The organism is Tepidiphilus baoligensis (assembly GCF_012911495.1).
GTDB lineage: Bacteria > Pseudomonadota > Gammaproteobacteria > Burkholderiales > Rhodocyclaceae > Tepidiphilus > Tepidiphilus olei.
Map to the genome: position 1 here is coordinate 19,079 of NZ_JAAAUB010000010.1, position 25,838 is coordinate 44,916.

The 25,838-nt window shown below is 64.9% G+C and carries 26 protein-coding genes; 20 read left to right on the top strand and 6 right to left on the bottom strand.

What is annotated here, in order from left to right; all coding sequences use genetic code 11:
• Positions 1-55 precede the first annotated feature (55 nt).
• Complete coding sequence (locus tag GV368_RS07745) at positions 56-895, top strand: IclR family transcriptional regulator (protein WP_169116107.1); 840 nt, start codon at positions 56-58, stop codon at positions 893-895.
• 161 nt (positions 896-1,056) lie between these two features.
• Here GV368_RS07745 and pbpG read toward each other — a convergent pair whose 3' ends face one another.
• Positions 1,057-1,902, bottom strand: coding sequence for a D-alanyl-D-alanine endopeptidase (gene pbpG / locus GV368_RS07750; protein ID WP_169116108.1), 846 nt, complete (start codon positions 1,900-1,902; stop codon positions 1,057-1,059).
• A gap of 199 nt (positions 1,903-2,101) precedes the next feature.
• Here pbpG and GV368_RS07755 point away from each other — a divergent pair, with 199 nt between their 5' ends.
• Both GV368_RS07755 and GV368_RS07760 read left to right on the top strand, forming a co-directional pair.
• On the top strand, positions 2,102-3,946 hold the full coding sequence (locus tag GV368_RS07755) for a phosphoenolpyruvate carboxykinase (GTP) (protein ID WP_178086756.1): 1,845 nt from the start codon (positions 2,102-2,104) through the stop codon (positions 3,944-3,946).
• Between the two features lie 19 nt (positions 3,947-3,965).
• Entirely contained in the window at positions 3,966-5,129 is a 1,164-nt protein-coding gene (locus GV368_RS07760) for a pyridoxal phosphate-dependent aminotransferase (RefSeq protein ID WP_169116109.1), read from the top strand.
• A gap of 205 nt (positions 5,130-5,334) precedes the next feature.
• Here GV368_RS07760 and GV368_RS07765 read toward each other — a convergent pair whose 3' ends face one another.
• Together GV368_RS07765 and ampD are read right to left on the bottom strand one after the other, a co-directional pair.
• Positions 5,335-6,192 (bottom strand): lytic transglycosylase domain-containing protein, encoded by an 858-nt coding sequence (locus GV368_RS07765; protein ID WP_169116110.1) that lies wholly within the window; start codon positions 6,190-6,192, stop codon positions 5,335-5,337.
• 256 nt (positions 6,193-6,448) lie between these two features.
• Positions 6,449-7,054, bottom strand: a complete 606-nt coding sequence (gene ampD / locus GV368_RS07770) for a 1,6-anhydro-N-acetylmuramyl-L-alanine amidase AmpD (protein WP_142803860.1) — start codon at positions 7,052-7,054, stop codon at positions 6,449-6,451.
• A gap of 66 nt (positions 7,055-7,120) precedes the next feature.
• Here ampD and cobU point away from each other — a divergent pair, with 66 nt between their 5' ends.
• The 11 genes from cobU (at position 7,121) to GV368_RS07820 (ending at position 16,523) form a co-directional block, all read left to right on the top strand.
• Positions 7,121-7,654 carry a bifunctional adenosylcobinamide kinase/adenosylcobinamide-phosphate guanylyltransferase gene (gene cobU, locus GV368_RS07775; protein ID WP_169116111.1) on the top strand — a complete coding sequence of 178 codons (534 nt, stop codon included), beginning with the start codon at positions 7,121-7,123 and terminating at the stop codon, positions 7,652-7,654.
• 82 nt (positions 7,655-7,736) lie between these two features.
• Positions 7,737-8,777, top strand: a complete 1,041-nt coding sequence (gene cobT / locus GV368_RS07780) for a nicotinate-nucleotide--dimethylbenzimidazole phosphoribosyltransferase (protein WP_142811545.1) — start codon at positions 7,737-7,739, stop codon at positions 8,775-8,777.
• A 33-nt stretch (positions 8,778-8,810) separates the two neighbouring features.
• Positions 8,811-9,590 carry an adenosylcobinamide-GDP ribazoletransferase gene (locus GV368_RS07785; RefSeq protein WP_169116112.1) on the top strand — a complete coding sequence of 260 codons (780 nt, stop codon included), beginning with the start codon at positions 8,811-8,813 and terminating at the stop codon, positions 9,588-9,590.
• On the top strand, positions 9,575-10,132 hold the full coding sequence (locus GV368_RS07790; RefSeq protein ID WP_169116113.1) for a histidine phosphatase family protein: 558 nt from the start codon (positions 9,575-9,577) through the stop codon (positions 10,130-10,132). Before GV368_RS07785 ends, GV368_RS07790 begins: the two co-directional genes overlap by 16 nt.
• Positions 10,129-11,259, top strand: a complete 1,131-nt coding sequence (locus GV368_RS07795; RefSeq protein WP_169116114.1) for a glycosyltransferase family 4 protein — start codon at positions 10,129-10,131, stop codon at positions 11,257-11,259. The genes GV368_RS07790 and GV368_RS07795 overlap by 4 nt, the downstream gene beginning before the upstream one ends.
• 67 nt (positions 11,260-11,326) lie before the next feature.
• Positions 11,327-12,604: a Vi polysaccharide biosynthesis UDP-N-acetylglucosamine C-6 dehydrogenase TviB gene (gene tviB, locus GV368_RS07800; protein WP_169116115.1), complete on the top strand. Its 1,278-nt coding sequence runs from the start codon at positions 11,327-11,329 to the stop codon at positions 12,602-12,604.
• Between the two features lie 125 nt (positions 12,605-12,729).
• Positions 12,730-13,383, top strand: a complete 654-nt coding sequence (locus GV368_RS07805) for a hypothetical protein (RefSeq protein ID WP_206673345.1) — start codon at positions 12,730-12,732, stop codon at positions 13,381-13,383.
• Between the two features lie 38 nt (positions 13,384-13,421).
• Entirely contained in the window at positions 13,422-13,769 is a 348-nt protein-coding gene (locus GV368_RS11145; RefSeq protein ID WP_206673346.1) for a glycosyltransferase, read from the top strand.
• The gene (locus GV368_RS07810; protein ID WP_206673347.1) at positions 13,766-14,473 is read left to right on the top strand and encodes a glycosyltransferase family 4 protein; all 708 of its coding nucleotides are present in this window, start codon (positions 13,766-13,768) and stop codon (positions 14,471-14,473) included. The genes GV368_RS11145 and GV368_RS07810 overlap by 4 nt, the downstream gene beginning before the upstream one ends.
• Positions 14,470-15,267 carry a hypothetical protein gene (locus tag GV368_RS07815; RefSeq protein ID WP_206673348.1) on the top strand — a complete coding sequence of 266 codons (798 nt, stop codon included), beginning with the start codon at positions 14,470-14,472 and terminating at the stop codon, positions 15,265-15,267. The genes GV368_RS07810 and GV368_RS07815 overlap by 4 nt, the downstream gene beginning before the upstream one ends.
• Positions 15,264-16,523, top strand: coding sequence for an O-antigen ligase family protein (locus tag GV368_RS07820; RefSeq protein WP_169116116.1), 1,260 nt, complete (start codon positions 15,264-15,266; stop codon positions 16,521-16,523). Before GV368_RS07815 ends, GV368_RS07820 begins: the two co-directional genes overlap by 4 nt.
• Positions 16,524-16,715: 192 nt before the next feature.
• Here GV368_RS07820 and GV368_RS07825 read toward each other — a convergent pair whose 3' ends face one another.
• The 3 genes from GV368_RS07825 to polA all read right to left on the bottom strand — a co-directional run bounded on the left by GV368_RS07825 (position 16,716) and on the right by polA (position 22,242).
• Positions 16,716-17,687 carry a mitochondrial fission ELM1 family protein gene (locus tag GV368_RS07825; RefSeq protein ID WP_169116117.1) on the bottom strand — a complete coding sequence of 324 codons (972 nt, stop codon included), beginning with the start codon at positions 17,685-17,687 and terminating at the stop codon, positions 16,716-16,718.
• Between the two features lie 62 nt (positions 17,688-17,749).
• Positions 17,750-19,522 (bottom strand): lipid A export permease/ATP-binding protein MsbA, encoded by a 1,773-nt coding sequence (gene msbA / locus GV368_RS07830; RefSeq protein ID WP_169116118.1) that lies wholly within the window; start codon positions 19,520-19,522, stop codon positions 17,750-17,752.
• Positions 19,522-22,242, bottom strand: coding sequence for a DNA polymerase I (gene polA / locus GV368_RS07835; protein ID WP_169116119.1), 2,721 nt, complete (start codon positions 22,240-22,242; stop codon positions 19,522-19,524). Before polA ends, msbA begins: the two co-directional genes overlap by 1 nt.
• 68 nt (positions 22,243-22,310) lie before the next feature.
• Here polA and GV368_RS07840 point away from each other — a divergent pair, with 68 nt between their 5' ends.
• The 6 genes from GV368_RS07840 (at position 22,311) to rlmH (ending at position 25,777) form a co-directional block, all read left to right on the top strand.
• Entirely contained in the window at positions 22,311-23,036 is a 726-nt protein-coding gene (locus tag GV368_RS07840; RefSeq protein WP_169116120.1) for an LOG family protein, read from the top strand.
• A 78-nt stretch (positions 23,037-23,114) separates the two neighbouring features.
• A complete protein-coding gene (locus tag GV368_RS07845) occupies positions 23,115-23,462 on the top strand; it encodes a DUF2782 domain-containing protein (RefSeq protein WP_206673349.1) in 348 nt (115 codons plus the stop codon).
• Between the two features lie 13 nt (positions 23,463-23,475).
• The gene (locus GV368_RS07850; protein ID WP_169116121.1) at positions 23,476-24,225 is read left to right on the top strand and encodes a BPSS1780 family membrane protein; all 750 of its coding nucleotides are present in this window, start codon (positions 23,476-23,478) and stop codon (positions 24,223-24,225) included.
• Positions 24,206-24,934: a nicotinate-nucleotide adenylyltransferase gene (gene nadD, locus GV368_RS07855; protein WP_169116122.1), complete on the top strand. Its 729-nt coding sequence runs from the start codon at positions 24,206-24,208 to the stop codon at positions 24,932-24,934. The genes GV368_RS07850 and nadD overlap by 20 nt, the downstream gene beginning before the upstream one ends.
• On the top strand, positions 24,931-25,296 hold the full coding sequence (gene rsfS, locus GV368_RS07860) for a ribosome silencing factor (protein WP_142803876.1): 366 nt from the start codon (positions 24,931-24,933) through the stop codon (positions 25,294-25,296). Before nadD ends, rsfS begins: the two co-directional genes overlap by 4 nt.
• A gap of 10 nt (positions 25,297-25,306) precedes the next feature.
• Positions 25,307-25,777, top strand: a complete 471-nt coding sequence (gene rlmH, locus GV368_RS07865) for a 23S rRNA (pseudouridine(1915)-N(3))-methyltransferase RlmH (RefSeq protein WP_142803877.1) — start codon at positions 25,307-25,309, stop codon at positions 25,775-25,777.
• Positions 25,778-25,838 lie beyond the last annotated feature (61 nt).

Here is a 25,838-nt window from a genome sequence, read left to right on the forward strand (position 1 = left end):
TTCACGATACGAAAAATCGAGCTATACTATGCGCTCGATTCCGACGATCGACCCGATGATACAACATCCTCCTGCAGCCCCCGCCCCAACGCCCGCCGAGAACAAAAGTTCGATCCAAGTGATCGATCGGCTCGTCACTTTGCTCGACGTATTGGCACGGCATCCCGATTCGCTGCCGCTGAAGGTGCTCGCGAACCAAGCGGGGCTTCACCCCTCCACCGCGCACCGCATCCTTTCGGCCATGACGGCCGCCGGGTTCGTCGAACGGGTCGAAGGCGGGGCCTATCGCCTGGGCATTAGGCTGCTCGAGCTGGGCGCACTGGTCAAGGAACGCCTTTCCTTGCGCGAGGTCGCCCACCCGTGGCTACGGCAACTCCATCGCGCCACCGGCGAAAGCGTCAATCTGGGCATCCGCGACGGCGATCACATCGTCTATATCGAACGCACGAGCGGAGGGCGCTCTGCGGTTCGGGTGGTCCACATCGTCGGCTCCCGGGCGCCGCTACACACCACCGCCACCGGCAAGCTCTTCCTCGCCGAGGAGCCGCGAGCCGAGGTCGAGCGCTACGTCGCCCGCACGGGACTCGCCCCCATGACGCCGCGCTCGATCACCGATCCGATGCGGCTGTACGAGGAGCTCGAACGCGTGCGCCGTGAAGCGCTCGCCTACGACCTCGACGAGCAAGAAGTAGGGGTGCGCTGCATTGCAGCCGGCATACGGGATGAAGATGGCACGCTCGTGGCAGGGCTTTCACTCTCCACGCCGACCGAGCGCTACAACCCGACACTGGCCGAGCCGATCCGGCGGACCGCGGAGGCGATCTCGCGCGCGCTCGGGCACGGCCCCCGCACGCGCGAACCCCTCGATGCGATCAGAGAAAAGGCGTTACCCTGACTCCGGAGCGCCCTGCGGGCGCCTCGAATGACCGGCTGCACGCGGCAGCGTTCTCCGGCGCTCGGATGCTCGCCCATCGATTCATGGATCGGGCATCGCGTGCGCCGGACGCGCGCTCCGGCAAACCGCACGATGGTTTCCGTGCTACGCCTCATTCGTGCTCAACCGCTGCGCGCTGCCAGCCCCGACCCGGCGACGGCGCCGCCCGCCTCCATCCAGCGTCGCAGCCGCTGCGCATCGGCCACGCGCGTGAGCTTGCCCTGACTGTTCATCAACACGATGATCACCGGCCGATCCGAGAGCTCGCTGAGCATCACCAGGCAGCGGCCAGCTTCACTGATGTAGCCCGTTTTCTGCAAAGAGATTCGCCAATCGTCGCGTCCCACCAAACGGTTGGTCGTGCCAAAGCTCACGCGCTGGCGGCCAACGAGCACCTCGGCCCGTTCCCTGGTGGAAAAGTCGCGAATCAAAGGATACTCGTTCGCGGCGCGCACCATTTTCACCAGATCCTGCATGGAAGCCACGTTGTCGGGACTCAACCCCGCCGGATCGACGAAACGGGAATGATGCATCCCCAACATGCGCGCCTTGACGTTCATCGCTCGAAGAAACGCCGGGCGCCCACCGGGATAATGGCGTGACAGCGCCATGGCCGCGCGGTTCTCGGAAGCCATGAGCGCCAAGAGCAACGCCTCGCGGCGGGTGAGGCGAGCTCCGATCCGCAAACGCGAGCGGGTCCCTTTGATGGTATCGACGTCCTCCTTGCCGATGCTGATCTCCTCGTCGAGCGGCAGACGGCTCTCGAGCACCACCATGGCCGTCATCAACTTGGTGATCGAGGCGATCGGCATGGGTTCGGCCGGGTCACCGCGCAGGGCGATGCGCTCGAGCGAGCGCGCATCCGCCACGAGGAAAGATTCGGACTTGAGCGGCGGCTCGGCCGCCTGCGCCCACGACACCACCAACAGGATCGCAAGGATCCCTCCCTGAACGAACCGGCGCAGCATGACACCCTCCCGACGCAGATCGAGCGACTGACGATCCGCCAAATATAACAGTTTGTGACGGAAGACGAGCCATTCGCCGGCATGAATACGCTGCCGGTCAGTATCCCCGTCATCGACTCGTGCGATAATTATGGCCTCGCCGCCGCCCGCGGGCCGCGACGCCACCGGCTTTTTTACTGCATCACCCGTGAGGAAGTCCATGACCGACAATCGTTTCCGCCGCATGGCGCTCGACTCGGCGCCTGCCTACGTGCGCCACGAAGGGCTCAAGCGCTGGGTGGCCGACATCGCCGAGCTCACCGAACCCGACCGAATCCATTGGTGCGACGGCTCGCAGGAAGAATACGACCGCCTGTGCCAAGAGATGGTCGAATCCGGCACGCTGATCCGGCTCAACCCCGAGAAACGCCCCAATTCCTACCTCGCCTGGTCCGACCCCTCCGACGTCGCCCGCGTGGAAGACCGCACCTTCATCTGCACCCAGGACCCGGACGATGCCGGCCCCACCAACAACTGGGAAGATCCGGCGAAGATGCGCGCCACGCTCACGGGGCTTTTCCGGGGTTGCATGCACGGGCGCACCCTCTACGTCATCCCCTTCTCCATGGGGCCGCTGGGCAGCCCGATCGCGCACATCGGCGTGGAACTCTCCGACAGCCCCTACGTGGTGGCCAACATGCGCATCATGACGCGCATGGGCAAAGCCGTCTACGACGTGCTGGGCGAGAACGGCTTCTTCGTGCCGGCCGTGCATTCGGTGGGCGCGCCGCTCGCGCCGGGCCAAAAGGACGTGCGCTGGCCGTGCAACCACACCAAGTACATCGTGCACTTCCCCGAGACCCGCGAGATCTGGTCTTTCGGTTCGGGCTACGGCGGCAATGCACTGCTTGGCAAGAAGTGCTTCGCGCTGCGCATCGCCTCGACCATGGCGCGCGACGAGGGCTGGCTTGCCGAGCACATGCTCATTCTCGGCGTCGAATCCCCGCAGGGCGAGAAGACCTACGTGGCCGCCGCCTTCCCCTCGGCCTGCGGCAAGACCAACTTCGCCATGCTCATCCCGCCCAAGCGTTTCGACGGCTGGAAGGTCACCACGGTGGGCGACGACATCGCCTGGATCAAGCCCGGTCCCGACGGCAAGTTTCGTGCCATCAACCCCGAGGCGGGCTTCTTCGGCGTCGCGCCCGGCACCGGCGTGAAGACCAACCCCAACGCCATGGCCACGCTGCACTCTAACGTGATCTTCACCAACGTCGCGCTCACTGACGACGGCGACGTGTGGTGGGAAGGCATGTGCGAGCCGCCGGCGCACTGCCTCGACTGGCAAGGGCGCGACTGGACGCCCGAGATCGCCCGCGAGACCGGGCGCAAGGCCGCGCACCCCAACGCCCGCTTCACCGCCCCCGCGAGCCAGTGCCCCTCGATCGACCCCGAATGGGAGAACCCCGAAGGCGTGCCCATCTCCGCCTTCATCTTCGGCGGGCGGCGCGCCACCACCGTGCCCCTCGTCTACGAAGCCTTCAACTGGGGCTATGGGGTGTACATGGCTGCGACCCTGGGGTCGGAGACCACGGCGGCGGCCACCGGCAAAGAGGGCGTGGTGCGCCGCGACCCCTTCGCCATGCTGCCTTTCTGCGGCTACCACATGGGCGACTACTTCAACCATTGGCTGCGCATGGGCCGCGTGGTCGAACATCCGCCACGCATCTTCTGCGTGAACTGGTTCCGCCTGGACGAAAACGGCCGCTTCATGTGGCCCGGATTCGGCGAGAACATGCGCGTACTCAAGTGGATCGTCGATCGCTGCCAAGGGCGAGTCGGTGCCAAGGAGACGCCGCTCGGCTGGATGCCGCGGTTCGAAGACATCGACTGGACGGGGCTCGACATCACCCGTGAAGAGTTCGAGGCGCTGACCCGCGTCGACGTCGAAGCCTGGCGCAAAGAACTCTCCGAGCACAAGGAATGGTTCGACAAGCTCGGCGAGCGCCTGCCGCGCGAGCTGGTGCTCAAGCGCGAGCTCTTCGAACTGATGCTGCACGAAGACTGACCGACGAAGGAGCGCGGCGATGACCCCGAGGTTCGCCGCCCGCATGGGCGAGATCGCTCCGTTTCACGTGATGGAGCTGCTGCGCCGCGCCTCCGAGCTCGAACGTGCCGGCTGCGACGTCATCCACATGGAAGTGGGAGAGCCCGACTTTCCCACGCCCGCACCGGTGCTGGACGCGGCCCGGCGCTTCCTCGCGGCCGGGCGCGTGGCCTATACGCCGGCGCTGGGTCTGCCGGCGCTGCGCGAGGCGATCTCCGCCTTCTACGCCGAGCGATTGGGAGCCGACGTCGCCCCCGAGCGCATCGTCGTCACCGCGGGCGCTTCTGGCGCCCTGGTGCTGGCGCTGGGTATCACCACCGATCCCGGCGACGAGTGGCTGCTGCCCGACCCTTCCTACCCGTGCAACCGCCACCTCGTGCGCACCTTCGAGGGGCGGGTGCGGCTGCTGCCGGTGGGCCCCGAGACGGCCTTCCAGCCCACGGCGACGATGATCGCCGCGGCCTGCGGGCCGCGCACCCGCGGCGTGATGCTCGCCTCACCGGCCAATCCCACCGGCACCCTGCTCTCGCTCGAGGAGATCGAGGCGATCGCCGAGGCGGCCGCCGCACGCGGCGTGATCACGCTCGTCGACGAGATTTACCAGGGGCTCACGTACGGCGAGGAGATGCGTACCATCCTCTCGCGCCGGCACGACGTACTCGTCGTCAACAGTTTCTCCAAGTATTTCGGCATGACCGGCTGGCGCCTCGGCTGGCTGGTGCTACCCGATGCCGATTGGGTGCGCGAGGCGGAAAAGCTCGCCCAGCACCTCTTCATCTCGCCCTCAACGGTGGCCCAGCACGCGGCGCTCGCCGCTTTCCTGCCGCAGACCCGGGAAGAATTGGAACGGCGACGCCACGAGTTCGCCCAACGGCGTACGCTGCTGCTGCGCGGACTCGATACCCTGGGCCTGAACGTGCCGGCCGAACCCACCGGCGCCTTCTATGCCTACGCCGACGTCTCGGCCTTGGGAGAGACGGCCGATCGACTCGCGCAGCGATTCATCGAGGAAGCGCATGTGGCCGTCACGCCCGGGCGGGACTTCGGCGAGCATCGTGCCGAGCAGTTTTTGCGCTTTGCCTATACCACCACCCAGGCGCGCATCGCCGCCGCCATCGAACGGCTGGCAAAGGTGCTACCCTGATCGCAACGACGGATGCACGCCTCGAATGAGCCGCCACGCGAGTGCCGGGCGAAGCGTTCCCTGGCGCGAACACCCCCTGGGCTCATCATCGTGAAGGATCGTGAGGCGTCGCACATCTCGCTCAGGACGCCCCCAACCACTCTCTGCCCCGCCAGCAGGCGCAACGATTGACCTCGGCACACTGCAGCCGCCCTGCGCCGGGGAGTCAGCCCCGCTGCTGATGGTTGGCGATCTGCTCCAGACTGCGCTTCATCGACAAAACCCGCCGAGCATAGCGCCTATCGGGATCATCGATGGCCCCATTGTAGGCCTGCAAGGCAGTTTCCAGATCCCCATGCCGTTCGATGGCCTCCACCAAAACGTCGATGCCCACCATTACGTTGAGCACCGGATCGAACAACGCGCGCGCATGCACTTCCCGATCGAGACGGGCGGCGATCTTGTCGCCGTGCCATTTCGGGATCACTTGCATCAAACCCTGAGCACCGGCAGCGCTTTCGGCGAAGGGGTTGAATCCGGATTCGATGGCGATGATCGCCACCACCAGCGTTGGATCGATCCCTCGCCGACGCGATTCTTCCTCGACGGCCAGAAAGAGCGGCGTGAGCATCCCGGAAGCCACCCGATACCGACGCGCCACATGATCACGCAGCCGGCGCAACTCGGGGCTGAGCGCCTGAATCCCCAAATGGGCATGCACTGAATCTGCCGAGGACAAACCCGCCGAAGAAGGTTTGCGCGCCTCCACTTTCTGCTTGCCGCTCACCGCCGGGGCAGGGGTTTGCGGCTGTACTTCTGCGGCACGCTCGACCACGGCATCCATGGGGCTCGAGGCACGAAGCACGTCCCCCCCCGAAGATTCCTCGCCGTCCTCGTCTTGCGACAAAGACAGGAACGCCGTGACCGAGGAAGGCATGGCCGCCACTCCTGCATCGGAGACCACGGCCAGACCCAAGATACCGAAACCGATGGCGAGCAACAACAGCACGGTGGACACCGTACGCCCTGGCGCCGTCTTGCGGGACGGCTCTAGCGAATCATCATGACGCCGTTCGTCGGTCATGACATCGACCTCCTTCTTGATTCGGATGCCTTCGCCTGGACGAGAGAAATTTCACCGCACACGCGGCAAAGGCGAAAGCGACCCCGAAAGCATACAGACCAGCCGGAACGCGGCTGAATTGAGCGACGGCAGCAAGGCCGCCGCAGAGAAAAGATGAGAAACGATCATTGAGGAATTTGGAGAATAGCGTAAAAAACTCGACAAGCCAAGGACTTGGCCCATCGAGACGCAAACTCCCCCCGACCCTGTTGCATTCTTACGACAGCGGTCGAGGAAGAAAACGCCCCGAAAAGAGACCGGCGATCCTCGAGCGCGCAGCGAGCGGCGCGGGCAAGGAAGACGCAAAACGATACCAATCGAAGAAAGGCCCGGGGTCGGTCTTACGACCCGGAGATATATGACAATGGCCTGCAATCGCGTCGATCCCGGGATATCTTCTTATCAATGCGGCAACGAGCGCCCCCGTTCGTTCGTACTGCGCCGGCGTGAAAGGCTGCCGATCGGAGCCTTCGAGTTCGATGCCCACGGAGAAATCGTTGCAGCGCTCCCGCCCTTCCCACCAGGAGAGGCCGGCATGCCAGGCACGGCGCTGCGGAGGAACGAATTCGATCGTTTCGCCGTCGCGCCGGATGAAGTAGTGTGCCGACACGCGCAGCCCCTCGAGCGATGCAAAGGAGGGATGAGTGGCCGGATCGAGGGTGTTGGTGAAGAGCCGCTCGACCGCATCGCCGCCGAAGACTTCCGGCGGCAGGCTGATCGCGTGCAGTACCACCAGGCGAATCACCGTCCCCGGCGGACGATCGTCGCAGTTGGGTGAGGCCACGCGCCGATCGACCCAGCGTTCGAGTTCCTCCACGACCATGTTCTCCAAACCGGTTCGTCCAGGGTCTCTATAATAGGCGGTTTCAGGTTCCGAACCCGTACCTATATGAGCACCCACTTCCTGCTCGGCGGCGCCCGCAGCGGCAAGAGCGCCCTGGCGCAACGGCTGGCCGAAGACAGCGGTCTGCCGGTGACGGTGATCGTCACGGGCGAAGCCCGCGATGGCGAAATGGCCGAGCGCATCGCCCGCCATCGGCAGGAGCGCCCCGCCCATTGGCTGACGGTGGAGACCCCCTTCGCGCTCGCCGCCGCCCTGCGCGCCCATGCCGCCCCCGATCGCTTCGTCCTCGTCGATTGCCTCACGCTGTGGCTGTCGAACTGGCTGCTCGCCTGCCTCGACGAACCGCCGCGCCGAACGCCGACCGAATTCGCCGCCGAGCGCGCGGCGCTGCTCGAACTCGTGGCCGATCCGCCCGGTCCGCTCGTGCTGGTTGCCAACGAAGTCGGCCTGGGGCTGGTGCCAGAAACCGCACTCGGGCGGCGCTTTCGCGACGAGGCCGGGCGGCTCAATCAAGACGTCGCCGCGCGTGCCGCCGCCGTGAGCTTCGTCGTTGCCGGACTGCCGCTGCAGCTCAAATGAGCGTTCATGCACGGCGCACGGCGTTTCCCCCGCGATCGCGTTTGCGTACAATGCGGGCTTTCGCCCACGACCTTTCCGCCCCATGCTCGAATTCTCCCTCACACCGACGCACGATCCGGAACTCGCCGCCCGGCTGCAGCGCGCCATCGACGACAAGACCAAGCCGCGTGGTGCGCTGGGGCGGCTCGAGACCACGGCGCTGCGTTTGGGTCTCATCCAACGCCGCCTCGACCCCCATCTGGAACGCCCGCAGGCACTCGTCTTCGCCGCCGATCACGGCGCCACGCACCGGCCCGGCATCTCGGCCTTCCCGCGCGAAGTCACCTGGCAGATGGTGGAAAACTTCCTCGCCGGCGGGGCGGCGATCAACGTCTTCTGCCGGCAGCACGGCATCCCGCTCGCCGTGGTCGACGCCGGCGTGGATCACGTGTTCGCGCCGCACCCCGGCCTGATCGACGCCAAACTCGCTTTCGGCAGCAACGACTATCTCCAGGCGCCCGCGCTCGGCCGGGAATTGGCCGTGCGCTGCCTCGCCACCGGCGCCGAGCTGGTGCGCCGCCTGGCACCCGAGACCGACTGCCTGCTGCTGGGCGAGATGGGCATCGGCAACACGGCTTCGGCGACGCTGCTCACCCACTGCTTCACCGGCGCCCCGCTCGCGGCAATCACTGGCCGCGGCACGGGGCTCGACGACGAGGGACTGGCGAAGAAACGCCAGCTGCTCGAGACGGCGCTCGCGCGCGGCGGCGTACCCGCCGATCCGATCGACGTGCTCGCCGAATACGGCGGACTCGAGATCGGCCAGATCGCCGGGGCGATGCTCGCCGCGGCCGAACGCCGTCTCGTCATCCTCGTCGACGGCTTCATCGTCACCGCCGCGCTCCTCGTCGCCCATGCCCTGGAACCGGCCGTGCTCGACTACTGCATCTTCTCGCACCGCTCGCAGGAGCCGGGGCACCGCCTGCAGCTCGCACACCTCGGCGCCGAAGCGCTCCTCGAACTCGACCTGCGCCTGGGCGAGGGTACCGGCGCGGCGCTCGCCTATCCGCTCGTCGTCTCCGCCGCCGCCTTCCTGCGCGAGATGGCCAGTTTCTCCGCGGCCGGCGTGGCCTCGGGCAGCTGAAGCGGTGGCACGACCACGCCTGCGCGCTCCACCATGATCCGTACCCTTTTCTGGCGGTTCGTCGCGGCGCTGCAGTTCTTCACCCGGCTGCCGCTGCCGCGCGACTTGCCCCAAGTACCGTTCCATCAGAGCGGTGCCATCGGCTTTTTCCCCTGGGCGGGACTCGTCGTCGGTCTCCTCGAGGCCGCGGTGTTGTCGTTGGCGCTCTGGCTGTGGCCGCCGACCGTCGCCGCGGTGCTCGCCGTGGCGTTCGTGGTCCTGCTCACCGGGGCCATGCACGAGGATGGCCTGAGCGATGCCGTCGACGGCTTCGGTGCCGGCTGGGATAGAATGCACATCCTCGCCATCATGAAGGACGCACGGCTGGGCAATTACGGGGCCACCGCCCTCATCCTGGCACTGGGGGCGCGCGTGGCGCTCACCGCCGCGCTCGCCAGCGAGCTCGGAGCGGGATCGCTGTTCGCTGCGCTCATGGCGGCGCATGCGGTCTCGCGCGGCGCCGTGCTATTCCCCATGCTGGTGTTGCCCTATGGGCGCGCCGAAGACACCACGAGCCGCGCCAAACCGCTGGTTGAAGAGCTGGACTACGCGGCGAAGCTCGTCGCCACGGCCGGGGTACTCGCGCCGCTCACCTGTCTCCCGCCGCCGGTCGCGCTCGCGGGGCTTGTCGCTGCCGCGGCCGCCGCCGCCGCATGGACCCGGCTGTGCGCCCACCGGCTGGGCGGCTACACCGGCGACGTGCTCGGTGCCGTCCAACAAACGGGCGAAATCACCTTTTTGCTAGGAATCTTGGCTGCATGGAAATTCATCTGATCCGACATCCGCGCGTGGCCGTCGACCCGGGCTTGTGCTACGGCCACAGCGACGTGCCGCTCGCCGAACCCGCAGAGGAAGCCGCCGAGCGCCTGTCCCCGTGGCTGCCCGAGCGCTTTCGCCTCTTCTCCAGCCCTTCGGGCCGAGCACACGCGCTGGCCCAGGCCCTGGGACAGCCCATCCTCGACGAGCGTCTCAAGGAAATGCACTTCGGCCAATGGGAGCTGCAGCCGTTCGAGTCGCTGGGCGAAGCCCTGGAACTCTGGGCGAAAAACCCCTTCGGTTTTCAGCCGCCGGGAGGTGAGTCGGCCGCCGAAATGGCCATGCGCGTGCTCGAATGGTGGCAGGAGACGCGCGAACGCCACCAGGACGAGGAGGCAATCGTGATCGTCGCCCACGGTGGCCCCTTGCGTGTGCTCGCCGGGCACCTGCTCGGGTTGCCGCGCGAGCGTTGGCTCGCCCTCGACTTCGGTTGTGCCCAATCCACGCGCATCGACCTCGAGCCCTGGGGGAGCATGCTTCGGTGGTTCAATCGAACATGAGTCGACGTCTAACCGTAGTGCAGATGCTGCCAGCGCTACAGGCTGGAGGTGTGGAACGCGGCACGCTCGAGATCGCTCAGGCGCTCGTCGAAGCCGGGCACCGCTCCATCGTCATTTCCGGGGGCGGGAGGCTCGTCGAGCCACTCGTACGCGGCGGCAGCGAGCACTTCACCTGGGACGTGGGACGAAAATCGCCTTGGACGCTGCTGCGCTACGTGCGGCGGCTCAGAGCGCTGCTGTGCGCCGAGCACGTCGATATCCTACACCTGCGCTCGCGCATGCCCGCCTGGGTGGGCTATCTGGCCTGGCGAGGGATGCGCCCGGAGGAACGCCCTCGATTGGTGACCACTGTCCATGGTTTTTATCGTGTCGGACGATACAGCGCCGTGATGACCCGGGGCGAGGCGGTGATCGCGGTCTCGAACAGCATCCGCGACTACCTGCTGCAGCACTACCCGGACGTACCGCCCGAGCGCATCCACGTCATCCCCCGCGGCATTGACCCAGCGCACTACCCCCGTGGCTACCAGCCGTCCGCGGAGTGGTTTGCACACTGGTACGAGCAATTCCCGCAGACGCAAGGCAAGCGCTGGCTCACGCTGCCGGCGCGGCTCACGCGACTCAAGGGGCACGAGACCTTTCTCGAGCTCATCGCCACCCTGCGCGAGCGATTCCCCGACATCCACGGCCTCATCGTCGGAGGGGAAGATGCACGGCGTACCGCCTATGCCGCAGCGCTGCGACACCAGGTGCAGGTGCTAGGACTGGCACAGCATGTCACCTTCACGGGGCACCGCAGTGACCTGCGCGAGATCCTCGCGGCCTCGGCGATCGTCTATTCCCTGTCGCGTCAGCCTGAATCCTTCGGCCGCACCACCCTCGAAACTCTCGCGCTTGGACGCCCCGTGATCGGCTATGCGCATGGTGGCATAGGCGAGCAGCTCTCGAGCCTTTTCCCCATAGGAGCAGTGCCTCCGGGGAATTTCGCCGCCCTGGTGACGACGTCCGAACGGATGCTCGCCGAGCCCTTCCCTGCACCCGCCGACCTGCCGGCAGAATACACGCTCTCCGCCATGTGCCAAGGAACGCTGGCGGTGTATCATCGACTGGCCGCGCAGCAAATATGAGCGAGGCGGACACCCTGAAGACATTACCCGCTCAACGCTCCGCCGGACGGTTCAGGAGCAAAGGAAAATGATGGGTCAGAATCACGATACAATTGCCCTCATCGGCCTCGGCTACGTCGGCCTGCCGCTGGCCGTCGAATTCGGCAAGCGCCGCCCGGTGGTCGGATTCGACCTCAAGCGCACCCGCATCGAAGAACTGCGCCGCGGGCTCGACCGCACGCGCGAAGTCTCCGCCGAAGAGCTCGCCGCCGCCCGTCACCTCCGCTTCACCGACGATCCGGCGGAGCTAGCGCGCTGCACCGTCTTCATCGTCACGGTGCCCACCCCCATCGACCGGCACAAGCGCCCCGATCTCACCGCGTTGCTCGCCGCCAGTGAAACGGTGGGCAAAGCGCTCAAGCCGGGCGATCTCGTCATCTATGAATCCACCGTCTATCCCGGCTGCACCGAAGAAGACTGCGTGCCGGTGCTGGAGCGCACCTCCGGCCTCGTTTTCAACCGCGACTTCACCGTCGGCTACAGCCCCGAGCGCATCAACCCCGGCGACCCCGAGCACCGCCTGCCCACCATCAAGAAAGTCACCTCCGGCTCCACGCCCGAGGCCGCCGAACGGGTCGACGCCCTCTACCGCGAGATCATCACCGCCGGCACGCACCAAGCCCCCAGCATTCGCGTGGCCGAAGCCGCCAAGGTGATCGAAAACACCCAGCGCGACGTCAACATCGCGCTGATCAACGAACTCGCCATCCTCTTCAACCGGCTCGGCATCGACACCCAGGCCGTGCTGGAAGCGGCCGGCACCAAGTGGAACTTCCTGCCGTTTCGCCCTGGTCTGGTCGGTGGACACTGCATCGGCGTCGACCCCTACTACCTCACGCACAAGGCGCAGGAAGTCGGACACCACCCCGAGATCATCCTCGCCGGGCGCCGGCTCAACGACGCCATGGGCGCCTACGTCGCCGGGCGCGTGGTCAAGCTCCTCATCAAACGCCGCCGACCCGTCGAAGGCGCCCGCGCGCTCATCCTCGGGCTCACCTTCAAGGAAAACTGCCCCGACCTGAGAAACAGTCGCGTCGTTGATGTGATCGCCGAACTCAAAGATTACGGCATGGAGGTAGACGTCTGCGATCCATGGGCAGATCCCGATGAGGCGCGCCAAACGTACGGCATTGAACTCGTGGCCGAACCACCGCTCGCATCCTATGACGCAATCGTGCTCACCGTCCCGCACCGCCAATTTCGCGAATGGGGGACACAGAAGCTGCGGTCCTGGTTGCAGCCCGACGGCGTGCTCTATGACGTCAAGCACGTCCTTCCCGCCGAGGCCGCCGAGGGCCGTCTGTGAGTGTCTTGAAGAACCTCGTTGCAGCAATAGGCGCTCAAGCCAAAAACAAAAATCGTGGTATGATGTAGTGATGGGTAGGATGGGTACGGTTACGTTCTCTTCCGTCGCCCGTGTTCCAGGAGTTCATGATGATGGCTGATCACGTCCGCCGCGCTCTTGCGGCAGCCCATAGGGAGGACAACCCCTATCCCCATTGGATCTTACGCGATGTCTTGCCACTTCAAACGGGCAAGGCACTCGCTGAGCTTCCTCTTACTCCCCCGGCGCCGGGAGACATTCAGGGACGGCGAGAAACGATCAACGACAAACGCATTTTTGCCTCCGAGGAAAACCGGGCGCGTTTTCCTGTACTAGATGATCTGGCTCGCAGTTTTCAAGAGCAAGCCACGGTCGCAGCGCTTGAAGCACAATGCGGATGCTCGCTGGAAGGAGGTTTCTTGCGCATTGAATACTGCCTCGATACCGATGGCTTCTGGCTTGAACCGCACACCGACATCGGGGCGAAGATGTTCACGATGCTCGTCTACCTCTCCGAGCATCCAGATGCGGAACACTGGGGAACCGACATCTTCGATGCGCATGGCAAACTGGTGAAACGCGCATCGGGGGCTTTCAATACTGGCCTTATTTTCATCCCGGCTGCCAATACTTGGCATGGCTTCGAGCACCGTCCGATCCGAGGTATCCGGCGCACCCTGATCATTAATTATGTCCGTCCTGAATCGCGCTCGCGCCATGAGCTCGCCTTTCCAAGCGAGCCAGTGCGTTGGGGCACATGAGCGATCGAGGCAGCGAAAACCCTGCGCCAGGAGGGGCTGTGAAAGTCAGCCAGGTGATGCTCAGCAAGGGCTTCGGCGGTGCCGAACGCTATTTCGTCGATCTGTGTACCGCGCTTGCCCGCCGCGGCCATGCAGTGCAGGCCATCTGTCACAGAGGTTCCGAAGCCGAGCGCCGCCTGCGGGGGATACCCAACCTCGAACTCGCCCCGATCCGCGTGCTGGGCACCTGGGATCCTCTGGCAAGCTGGGCCATTCATCGAGCGTTGCGTCGCTTTGCACCTCAGATCGTGCATGTTCACTTGCGCGCGCAGCAAAGCTCGCTGGTCGCGCGGCCCATGCCCTTGGCAAACCGGTCGTCACAAAACTGCACAATTACGTCAACTTGAAATATTACGGCAATATCGACTGGTTCAACGTCACGACGGACAGCCAACGGCGCTATCTGCGGGAAAAAAGGGTGCCGGAAGAGCGTATCCGTGTCATTCCCAACTTTTCGACACTTCTCTGCGCGAGGAAAGTACCTGAACCTGCAGCCGAACCGATCGATCTCGCAAGCTATGGGCGCTTCGTGCACAAAAAAGGCTTCGACCTTCTATTGCAGGCATTTGCCCAACTGCGACCAAGCTTTCCACAGCTTCGCCTTCGGCTCGGCGGAGCAGGGGAGGAAGAAGCGGCCCTTAAGGCGCAGGTTGCCGAACTGGGTTTGAACGAAGCTGTCACGTTCGTTGGTTGGGTCGAGGACGTGCCGCAGTTTCTCGCGCCAGCGGATCTCTTCATCCTACCCTCGCGCGATGAACCCTTTGGCATCGTCGTGCTTGAGGCGATGGCCTGCGGCGTGCCGATCGTCTCGACGCGCACCCAGGGACCGCTCGAGATCCTCGACGAGGAGACCGCTTGGATGTGCGCTGTCAATGATGCCGAGGATCTCGCCCGAACGATCGCACGCGCGTTGCGTGATCCTCAGCAGCGGCATGAGCGCGCGCGCCGGGCGCTCAAACGCTATCGCGAACGCTACCATGAAGACGCGGTAATCCCGCAGCTGCTCGCTTTGTATGAAGAAGCGATCGCCGCGCGACAGGAGGCCAGATGACCGACATGAAACAGGTCCTCTGCATGAAATGGGGGACTTTGTATGGGGCCGATTACGTCAATAAACTCTATCAGATGGTCGCCGCCCAGTGCAGCGGTCCCTTGCGCTTCGTCTGCTTAACGGACGATCCTTCCGGTTTGCTCCCGGAAATCGAGCATTACCCTTGTCCAGAGATCCCCATTGAGGGCCGCCGCAAGAACACTGGCTGGCGCAAGCTGACACTCTACCGCGAACGCGAGCATCTCTTCGGCCTTGAGGGCGACTGGCTCTTTCTGGACCTCGATGTCGTCATCACGGGCGGACTCGATCCCTTCTTCAGCTTCCAGCCCGAGAAAAGCTTCATCGTGATGCAAAACTGGACTCAGCCAGGAAAAGGGATCGGCAATACGTCGGTCGTGCGCTTCCGCGTCGGGGCGCACCCCTATCTCTACGACCATTTCGTCGCCCATTGGCGCGAAGTCTTTGCCGAGCATGACAACGAACAGATCTACATCTCCCGCACGATCCACGAGCTGACCTTCTGGCCCAACGAATGGTGCGTACTCTACAAAGTTCAATGCCTCCCGCCGTGGCCCCAACGTTTTTGGCAGGATCCCGTCATTCCCGCCGGTGCGCGTATCATTGCCTTCCCCGGCGCCCCAGATCCCTACGAGGCCGTCAAAGGAGAATGGCCAGTCAAACGTTGGTATAAAAAACTCTACAAATATACCCGACCAGCTCGCTGGATCGAAACGATTTGGCAAGACGCCGAGCAAAAGTACCGCAGCCGTCGCGAAGCTCGGTCCCCTTCTTGAACGACACCGAACAGGAGCCCCCCTTGCCGCAATTCTCCATGACAAAATCCCAACTCGAAGCAAGCGCTGCCATTGGCTTGACATTGCTCGCTTTTTTCCTCCTGCCCTTCGGGCGTGCGGTCAATGCTCCCCTCGCGCTACTGGCGACCTGGGGCGTCGTCCTGCTCATTCGTCATGGTGCCGAATTGTGGCAACGACCGTCGATTCGGGCGATGTTGATCTTCGTACTGTGCCTCTGGCTGCCCCAGTTCTGGGCCCTGCTCCATGCCGCCGATCCGGCGCGCGCCTGGGGCAGCGCGCTCTACTATCCCTGCTACGCCTTGGCCGGAGTACCGCTGCTATGGCTTGCGCTGCGTTATGAAGTCGAGGCTATGCTGCTCAAAGGGCTGCTTGCCATAGCGGTATTCTGGTCGCTGGATGCCTTACTGCAATGGATCGCTGGTCGCGACCTCCTCGGTTACCCCTACGACGGCATCCGACTGCAGGGGATTTTCTATCCAAAATACAGCATTGGCATAGTCTTGGCACATTTACTCCCACTGCTACTCGCCGCCTCGTACCGGTTGCAGCGGCGCTCCCCGATCTGGAACCTCATGCTCTTGCCGGTGGTTGCGACGATTGTCCTATCGGGCACCCGGACGGCAATGATTCTGATGGTGCTCACGTTTGTACTCTATAGCGGCTGGCTCGTCTCTCGCCGCCTCCTGAGTTGGCGATGGGTGACTGCCGGAGCCGCTGCACTCGTAATCTGCATCGCTGCCGTGTTGGCGGCCTCACCACAGACGCGACAGCGTTTCGTCGAAGTGCAGGAACTCGGTCAGATGAACATCGAAGCCGTCAACCGCGCCACCTCGCTGCGAGGCAGTGTCTGGCTTGCGGCGCTAACGATCGCCAAGGAGCACCTTACGACCGGCATCGGCGTACGCGGCTATCGCAAACTGATCCAGGAGGAAGGCCTTGCCGATATAGACTTCGCGCACCCGCATTTCTTTGCACTCGACGTACTCGTCTCCACAGGTATTTTCGGATTGTTGGCTTATCTCGTCGCCTATTTATACTTCTTGGCGAGACTGTATCGCTACATCACTACCCCTAAAGGTTTCGCCGGCTGGTTGACATCTGCGCTGGCCTTCTTACCGATCAACGCGCACTGGAGTATCTACGCTTCTTACACGCTGGCACTCGTCTGGCCTCTGACCACCCTAGGAGTGCTACTGATTCTGCGCAACCAAGAGGCTCCTGTCACAGATCCCTGAGTCATCCCGCCGTGCAATCCGAGGGAGACGCTGAAGAAATGAGCGAGCGGGATGAAGTGCAAGGCGCACGGAGCGCAGCGACCGAGACATATCGAGTGGATAGGCGAAGGAGCGAGCACCGCGCAACGCAGCGATTCGCCCGCGCAGCCAATTGTTCAGCGTTTCCATAGTGACAGCGTATCGCATGCCGACTCATCCACCGGCACAATGCGCAGTAAATCGCCTCCGCACCTCTCGTGCCACCGTCGCGGTGGGATTCATATAAGGTGCCATCGTCGTGTGGGCATCCCCGCCAATTTCGGTGAGCCACCCCTTTTGCCGCAGTAGCGCAGAAAAGGCACGCAGACGAGGGCTGAGTTCGCCCACGGACAGATCCCACACGGGGCGGTGCGATTCGATCGCTTCCGAAATCATCGATACCGAATCTTGCGTTACCGACAGCCGATCGCTACAGGTGAGGATGCCAAAATAAGGGTTCTCCCCCTCTCCGCTCCATACCCACCCGGGGATCTCGCTCCCAACGCGATCCTGCAGCCAGCGAACCTCTTTGCTTGGAGTACGGCGCGAGGTCGTCACGAAGAGGCTACCGCATGCATGCTTTGTCCACTGTTCCAAGCGCAAAAACTCCTGTCTGAACCTCGCCCCGTCCCAGCGCACCGAACGGCTGGGCCCGCCCACCAGCACCCCGACCCACGGTCGGGGAAAAAGCCCCATCCAGCGCGGTAACCATCGTTCCCTCGCCTCCTGAAGGCGCTGCGGCGTAACATGGTGTAGCGCTAACGGCGTGGTCACCACGTTCGGACCGCGCACCGCATCGTGTTCCGGTGCCGCCACGAGGTCGAAATGATGCGGGGAGATACGCGGATTCTGGATATAGACAGTAAAAGTGCGACCTCTACTCGCTTGCTTGATGAGCAAGGTTGCCACCTGCGCCCGCCTCCCACAGGCAATGACCAGATCCGGCCATGGGGGGGAAATTGGGTCGATTCCTCCCACGGCCATGCCCGCGAGTGCACGCTCGGCAGCAGCCCCGCCCCAACGCCAGCGCGCCAAACGCACCGCCACCGGTGCTGGCAGATGGCGCCATGGACCGCGCAGATCGTAGCGCTTCTCTTCATATGGCCAACCTAGCGCCTCGGCCAACCCCAAAGCTTGGCTACGCATCCCAGCCTCACCCGAGGTAAGGACCCACACGAAGGGGATTCCCCTATGTAGCATTCCAGCATTCATGCCACTAGATCCTCCCGGTACAGCTGGGCATAGCGCCCCCCCGCGGCGAGCAGCTGTGCGTGCGTGCCGCTTTCGACGATGCGCCCGCGCTCCATCACCACGATGCGATCGGCCCGCTCCACCGTCGTGAGGCGGTGCGCGATCACGAGCGTCGTGCGCCCCTGCATAAGGGTCTCCAGCGCGGCTTGCACCGCGCGCTCGGATTCGTTGTCCAGGGCCGAGGTGGCCTCGTCGAGCACCAGTACCGGCGCGTCTTTCAGGAGGGCGCGGGCGATCGCCAGGCGCTGGCGCTGGCCGCCGGAAAGCAGCGCCCCGTTCTCGCCGATGGGGGTATCGAAGCCTTGCGGCAGGCGCTCGATGAACTCCAGTGCGTGCGCCGCGCGCGCCGCCGCAATGATCTCCTCGCGCGACACCTGCCGCTCGCCCGCGCCGTAGGCGATGTTCTCCGCCACAGTCGCGTCGAACAGCACCACTTGTTGCCCGACGTAGGCGATCTGGCGGCGCAGCGCCGCGAGCCGCCATTGCGGCAAGGGAACGCCGTCGAGCCGGATGCAGCCTTCGGTGGGATCGTAGAAGCGCAACAGCAGCTGGGCCAAGGTCGACTTGCCGCTGCCCGAAGGGCCGACCAAGGCGACGACGGAACCCGGCTCGATGCGTAGATCCAACCCGTCGAGCGCCCAGTCTTGAGCATTCGGGTAACGGAAGCGCACACCCTCGTAGGCGATCTCGCCGCGGGCGCGCTCGAGGGCAAAGCTCCCCTCGTCGCGCTCCGGTGGCACGTCGAGCAGCGAGAAGATACTCTCCGCTCCGGCCAAACCTCGGGCGATACGGGCATTGACTTCGGTCAGCTGCCGAATCGGCTTGGGCAAAAGCCCGGCCGCCGTGACATAAGCCACCAGGTCGCCGGCCGTGGCGTCGCCGCGCAACCACAACACGAGCCACAGCAGAGCGCCGATCGCCACGAAGGTGACGAGCTGTATCGTCGAGCTATTTCTCGCTCCGATCCGCGCCAAGCGCAGCTGACGTTGGAAATCTTCTGCGTTGGCCTGCGTAAAGCGCTCCAGTTCCCGCCGTTCGCCGCCAAAGGCTTTGATGACGCGCTGCGCCATCACCACCTCGGTGGCGAGCGCAGTGATGCGCCCCATCGATTCTTGGAGGCGTCGAGACGCTGAGCGAAGCTTGCGTCCAGCACTGCGCATCATCACTCCGAGCACCGGAAGCAGAACCGCCAACATCAGCGTGAGTTTCCAGTTCGACCACAGCAGATAGCCAAAGAGGGCGACCACTGTCAGCCCCTCGCGCACGACGACGCGCACCGCCTCGGTCACGGCGCCCGTGGTCATGGTCACGTCGAAGGTGAGCCGCGAGACGATCCGGCCCGAATCCTGGCTGTCGTAATAGGCCGTAGGGAGCCTCAACCCGTGCGCGAAGAGCGCCGCCCGCAAATCGTGGATGAGTCCGACGGACACCTTGGACATGGAATAGGCGCCGAGAAACGAACCGATCCCTTGCCAGAGGGCCACCAACATCAGGGCCGCCGGCACGAGATAGAGCGTGTCGACTACCCCCCAGCCCGGCACCAGCAGCTGTGCCCGCGCCGGGTCGGTCAGGCCATCGACGAAATACTTCAGCGCACCCATCATCATCGGCTGGCCGCTGGCGAAAATCATGTAGCCGAGCAGGGCCGTGGCAAAGGCCGCACGATAGGGACGCACATAACCCCACAGCCGGCGATAGAGCATCCAGGAAGAATCCACACTTCGCTCCATCAATGCGCCTCGTCCCAATTACGGCCCACGCCGACGTCGACCACGAGCGGCACGCGCAGCTCGGCGACGTTCTGCATCTGGTCGGTGACGAGGGTACGCACGGCCTCGATCTCCGCTTCCGGGACTTCCAGCACCAGCTCGTCGTGCACCTGCAGGACGAGCCTCGCCGCGCGGCCTTGCTCCTGCAAGGCACGATGCACGCCGATCATCGCGAGTTTGATGAGATCGGCCGCGGTGCCCTGCATCGGCGCGTTGATCGCCGCCCGCTCGTCGGCCTGGCGTTGGGCCGGGTTGCGCGAGCGGATGTGGCGCAGCCACACCCGGCGGCCGTAGAGGGTCTCGACGTAGCCCTGCTCATAGGCCGTCTTTCGCGCCTGCTCCATGTAGGCCGCCACGCCCGGATAACGCGCGAAATAGCGGTCGATGTACTCCTGCGCCGCAGCGCGGTCGATCCCCAGGCTGCGCGCCAGGCCATGCGCGCTCATGCCGTAGATGAGACCGAAGTTGATGGTCTTGGCCACGCGCCGCTGTTCAGGCGTGACCGCATCGAGAGGCACCGCGAAGATCTCGGCAGCGGTGTGCTTGTGGATGTCCTCGCCGTGCAGGAAGGCCGCCACCAGGGTCGCGTCGCCCGAGAGGTGCGCCATGATGCGCAGCTCGATCTGGGAATAATCCGCCGACAGCAGCAGACAGCCGGGCGGAGCGACGAAGGCCGAGCGGATGCGCCGCCCCTCGGGCGTGCGCGCCGGGATGTTCTGCAGGTTCGGCTCGCTCGAGGACAAGCGCCCCGTAACCACCACGCTCTGGGAAAAGGTGGTGTGCACCCGCCCCGTGCGCGGATCGATCATCTTCGGCAGCTTGTCGAGATAGGTGTTCTTCAGTTTCGAGAGTTGGCGGTGCTGCAGCAGCACTTCGACGATGGGATGCTCGTGTGCCAGGCGCTCGAGCACTTCCTCGCTGGTCGAAGCCTGCCCGCCGGCGGTTTTTTTGGCCGCTTTCAGGCCCAGCTCGCCAAACAGGAGTTCGGCGACCTGCTTGGGCGAGGCGAGATTGAACGATCGCCCGGCAAGCTCATGGGCTTTCTGCTCGAGCGCGCGCAGCTGGGTTTCGAATTCGCACGATTGGGCCGCGAGCACTTTGGGATCGATCGCCACGCCGGCGCGCTCCATGGCCACCAACACGGGCACGAGCGGACGCTCGATGTCGCGATAGACGCGTTCGAGCTTGGGTTCGGCAGCGAGCTTGGCCGAGAGCACGTCGAAGAGCCGCCAAGTGAGGTCCGCATCCTCGGCGGCATAGGCTGCCGCGCGCGCCGGCGGCACCTCGTCGAAGCCGATCTGTTTCTTGCCGCTGCCGCATACCTCGGCATAGGTGAGCGGTTCGAGCGACAGCCAGCGGCGGCTGAGCCGGTCGAGGTCGTGCTGGGCGTCGCTCTCGAGCACGTAGGACATCAACATCGTGTCGTCGATGATCCCGCCCGGCTCGGCCCCGTGCGCCGCGAGCACGTGCCAGTCGTACTTCGCGTTCTGCGCCACCTTGCCCTCGGCCGCGGCGAACCAGGGTGCGAGCCGGCGCAGCACTTCTTCGCGCGGCAGCTGCGGCCCGACCTCGAGCCCTCGATGCGCGAGTGGAATGTAGCACGCCCGGCCCGGGCCCACGGCGAAGGAGATGCCGACGAGGGAAGCCTTGCGCGCGTCCAGGCTGGTCGTTTCGGTATCGAACGCCACGCGGGCGCCCTGCTCGATTTCACCGAGCCAGCGCTCGAATTCGTCCCAGTCGGTGAGGCAGGCGTAGGCCGAACGCCGCGCCGCGGCCTGCGCCGGCGATTCGAACCCATCATCGTCGCTCGACTCGGCCACCGCCTCGACTCCCTGTGCCCGCAGTTCATTCAACCAGGTGCGGAATTCGAGCCGTTCATAGAGCGCGAGGAGTTTCTCGCGCTGGGGCGGCCGCGCCTGCAGATCTTCCAGCCGCACCGGCAGTTCGAGGTCACAGCGCACGGTCAGGAGCTTTCTTGCCAGCGGCAGAAAATCGCGTGCCGCACGCAAGTTTTCCCCCACCTGCCCCTTGATCTCGTCGGCGTGCGCCAGCAAGGCATCGAGCGAACCGTATTGCCGCAGCCATTTCGCTGCCGTCTTGGGGCCGCAGCCCGCCACGCCGGGGACGTTGTCGACCGTGTCTCCCACCAGCGCCAGGTAATCGACGATGCGCTCGGGCGGAACGCCGAATTTCTCCTCCACGCCCTGGGCGTCGAGCTTCTCGCCGCGCATGGTGTCGACCCACAAGACCCCCGGTCCAACGAGTTGGGTGAGGTCCTTGTCGCCGGTGGAGATCACCACTTCCCAGCCGCGTGCCAGCGCCTGGCGGGTGAGCGTGCCGATCACGTCGTCGGCCTCCACTCCCGGGATCACCAGGAGCGGCCAGCCCTCGGCCTCGATCGCCTCGTGCAGCACGGGAATCTGCGCGGCGAGGTCCTCGGGCATTTCGGGGCGCTGCGCCTTGTACTGCGGGTACCATTCGTCGCGAAAGGTTTTGCCCGGCGCATCGAACACGCAGGCCCGATACGGCGCGGGGAATTCCTGCGTCAGGCGCCGCAGCATCGACAGGACCCCGCGGATGGCGCCCGTGGGCTCTCCCCGGGAAGTACGAAGATCGGGCAAAGCGTGATACGCTCGATAAAGATAGCTCGAACCGTCGACGAGCAGCAGACGCGTCGTCATGGCGTCTCTCACAGAGGCTTGCAAACGGGCAACTATACCGCGGTTCGGCGCACGATGAAAGGAAGACCATGCCGTTGAACGACAAACTCCCCAATCCGGTCGTCGACCCCAAGGACATTCAATACAACGGGCGCGAATCCTGGCGCATCTTCGGCATCATGGCCGAATTCGTCGAGGGCACCGAGCGGCTCGCCGCCATCCGCCCGGCGGTGAGCATCTTCGGCAGCGCCCGTGTCGTGCCCGACCACCCTTATTATCTGCTCGCCGAGCGCATCGCGCGCAAGCTCTCGGACGCCGGGTTCACCGTCATCTCCGGCGGAGGGCCGGGTGTGATGGAAGCGGCCAACAAAGGCGCCTACTTCGGCAAGAGCCCCTCGGTGGGGCTCAACATCCAGTTGCCGCACGAGCAGCACGCCAACCCCTACCAGGACATCTCGCAGACGTTCCGGCACTTCTTCGCGCGCAAATACATGTTCGTGAAGTTCGCCTCGGCCTACGTCGTATTGCCAGGTGGATTCGGTACCCTCGATGAACTTTTCGAGGCCATGACGCTCATCCAGACCGGCAAGAGCCGGCGCATCCCACTGATCCTGGTACACCGCCCATTCTGGGAAGGGTTGCTCGAGTGGGCACGCGAGCGGCTCGTGGGAGAAGGGATGATCGACGAGAAGGACCTCGACATCGTGCAGCTCATCGACGATCCCGACGAGATCGTCGCGGCGATCTTCAAGTACTACGAAAGCCGCGGTTTCGAGCCCCTGCCCACGGAGCGCGAGCTGATGCTCAACCTGTGAAAAAGCGAAGAAAAGGGCGAGTCTGCCTGCCGCTATTGTAGAATGCCGGCAAGAAGCCTCCCCGTCGGAATCGTATCCATGAAACCCCGCCTTCGCCCCTTCCTGTTCGCCTCCTTGCTCATGGCCGGCACGGCTTGGGCGCAGCAATCCTCGCGCCCGCCGCTCGAACCGATCCCGGAGCCGCCGCCGCTGCCCGGACCCATCACCGAAGAGGATCTGCTCGAGCCTCAAGTGACGATTCGCAAGGAAGGGGAAGACGAAGTCACCGAATACCGCATCGGAGGGCGCGTCTATATGATCAAGGTCGTACCGGCCCATGGGGGCACACCGTACTATCTGATCGATCGTACCGGCAATGGCGTGATGGAGCGATTCGACGGTACGCCCGAGCTCTCCGTGCCGATGTGGATCATCAAGTCCTGGTGAGCGCCGGCTTCGCATGCACGCCCACATCCTTGGATATTCGCACGGCTGGCGCTGGATCACCGAAGGGTTCGCGCTGTGGCGCCGCGCCCCCGCGCTCACGAGTTACGTGAGCTTTGCCTACGTCCTGCTGCTGTTGCTTGCCTCGAGCCTGCCCTACCTCGGTCAGTTTCTCGCAGCACTGCTCATGCCCATCCTTTCGATCGGCGTGCTCGAGGGTATGGCGGCTGCCGAGGGCGGGCGCCGTCCGGGACCAGAAGTGCTCTTCGCCGGTTTTCGTGGGCCGTGGCGCTCGCTCGCCGCGCTGGGTGCTTTTCAGCTGGCGGGAAACCTGCTCGCCGTACTCGCCACGATCCTCGTCGACGGCGGCCTGATGCTCGGGCTGTATCGCGGCACGATCGATCCTGCCTCGCTCGAGAGCGAGCCCCAGCTCCTGTGGCCGTTGCTCGTCTGGCTCGCGATAGCGCTGCCGGTGACCATGGCCTACTGGTTCGCCCCGGCTCTGGTCGCCTGGCACCGGCAACCTTGGCCCAAGGCGCTCTTTTTCAGTTTCTATGCCACCCTACGCAACTGGCGCGCCTTGCTCGTATATGCGTTAGGCATTGCTGCCGTCGTTTTCGCCCTGGTGCTCGCGTTATCCTTTCTGGCCGCGCTCATCCATCCCTACGTGCTCGGCATCGCTCTGTTCCTGCTGCCGCTGGTACTCGTGCCGACGCTCTTCGCCGGGCTCTACCTGCAAGTACGCGATGTCTTCGGTCCCCGCTAACGCCTCACTGCGGCCGATCGGCATACTCGGCGGCACGTTCGACCCGATCCACTACGGCCACCTGCGGCTCGCCGAAGAGGCGCGCGAGGCGCTCGCGCTCGAGCGCGTGCTCTTCATCCCAGCAGGCGACCCGCCGCATCGCCCCGCGCCGGGCACCCCGGCCGTCCATCGGCTCGGCATGGTCCGCTGCGCCCTCCGTGGCCATGCCGCCTTTCGTGCCGACGATCTGGAGTTGCGCCGCAGCGGCAAGAGCTACACCGTCATCACCCTGGAAACCTTGCGGCGCCGCTACGGTCCACGCCGATCTCTCGTGCTGATCCTCGGCGCCGACGCCTTCTTCGGCCTACCCTCGTGGCACCAGTGGCAGCGGCTCTTCGAACTGGCCCACGTGCTCGTCGCCATGCGGCCAGATTTTCCGCCGCCCTGGGGCAGCGAACCGCCCGAAGACGATCCGCCCGAGCCCGGCGCGGGGCTACCACCGGCCTTGCAGGACGTGCTCGCTGAGCGGCGCGCGCCCAAACTCGCGCGGTTCGCCGAAACGCCGGCCGGCCTCGTCGGATTCTTCCGCAACACGCCGCTCGCCATCTCGGCCACCACGATCCGCCGGCTGCTGTACGAGGGACGCAGCGCCCGCTATCTCTTGCCGGAGGCGGTGCTGCGCTACATCACCACCCATTCACTGTACCAAGGAGACCCTGGAAACCCATGACCACCACCGACACCCTACTCGATGCCGAAGCCATCGCCGCCCTGTCCGTCGAAGCCCTCGAAGACGTCAAGGGCGAGGACATCCGCGTGTTCGACACGCGAGCGCTCTCGCCGCTCTTCGACCGCGTCGTCGTCGCCAGCGCCCAGTCCACGCGTCAGACGAAGGCGCTCGCCCAACGCGTGATCCAGCGCGCCAAGGAGGCCGGCATCCCCATCGTCGGCGTCGAGGGCGAGGCTCTGGGCGAATGGGTGCTCGTCGATCTCGGACCGGTCGTCGTACACGTCATGCAGCCGGCCGTGCGCGCCTACTATCGCCTCGAAGACCTGTGGCAGCACGGCGCCACTGCCCGCCAAGGCACCTGAACGACGCACGATGAAGCTCACCCTGCTCGCGGTGGGTACGCGCCTACCCGCTTGGGCCGAGACGGCCTGCACTGAATACGCGCGGCGTTTCCCTCCCGATCTGCCGTTGACGATCGTCGAAGTCAAGACCGAGCCGCGTACCGGCGGCAAATCGGTGTCCGAGCTCAAGCGCCGCGAAGCCGAGCGCCTGCGCGCGCAGATCCCTACTGGAACACGCCTCGTCGCGCTCGACGAGCGCGGTGCCGACCTCAACACGAAGCAGCTCGCCGATCGGCTCCAGTCCTGGCGCCACGACGGGCGTGACGTGGCGCTCCTCATCGGCGGCCCCGACGGGCTCGATCCCACGCTCTTGCAGACCGCCGACGAAACGGTGCGTCTCTCCAGCCTGACGCTGCCACACGCGCTCGCCCGTGTCGTCCTGATCGAGGCGCTCTATCGCGCCTGGAGTTTGACGGCAGGGCATCCCTATCACCGCGATTGAACCTTCAGGGTTTACCCGACTGCCCTCATCGACCGTTTGGCACTAGGCTTACTCCTCGACT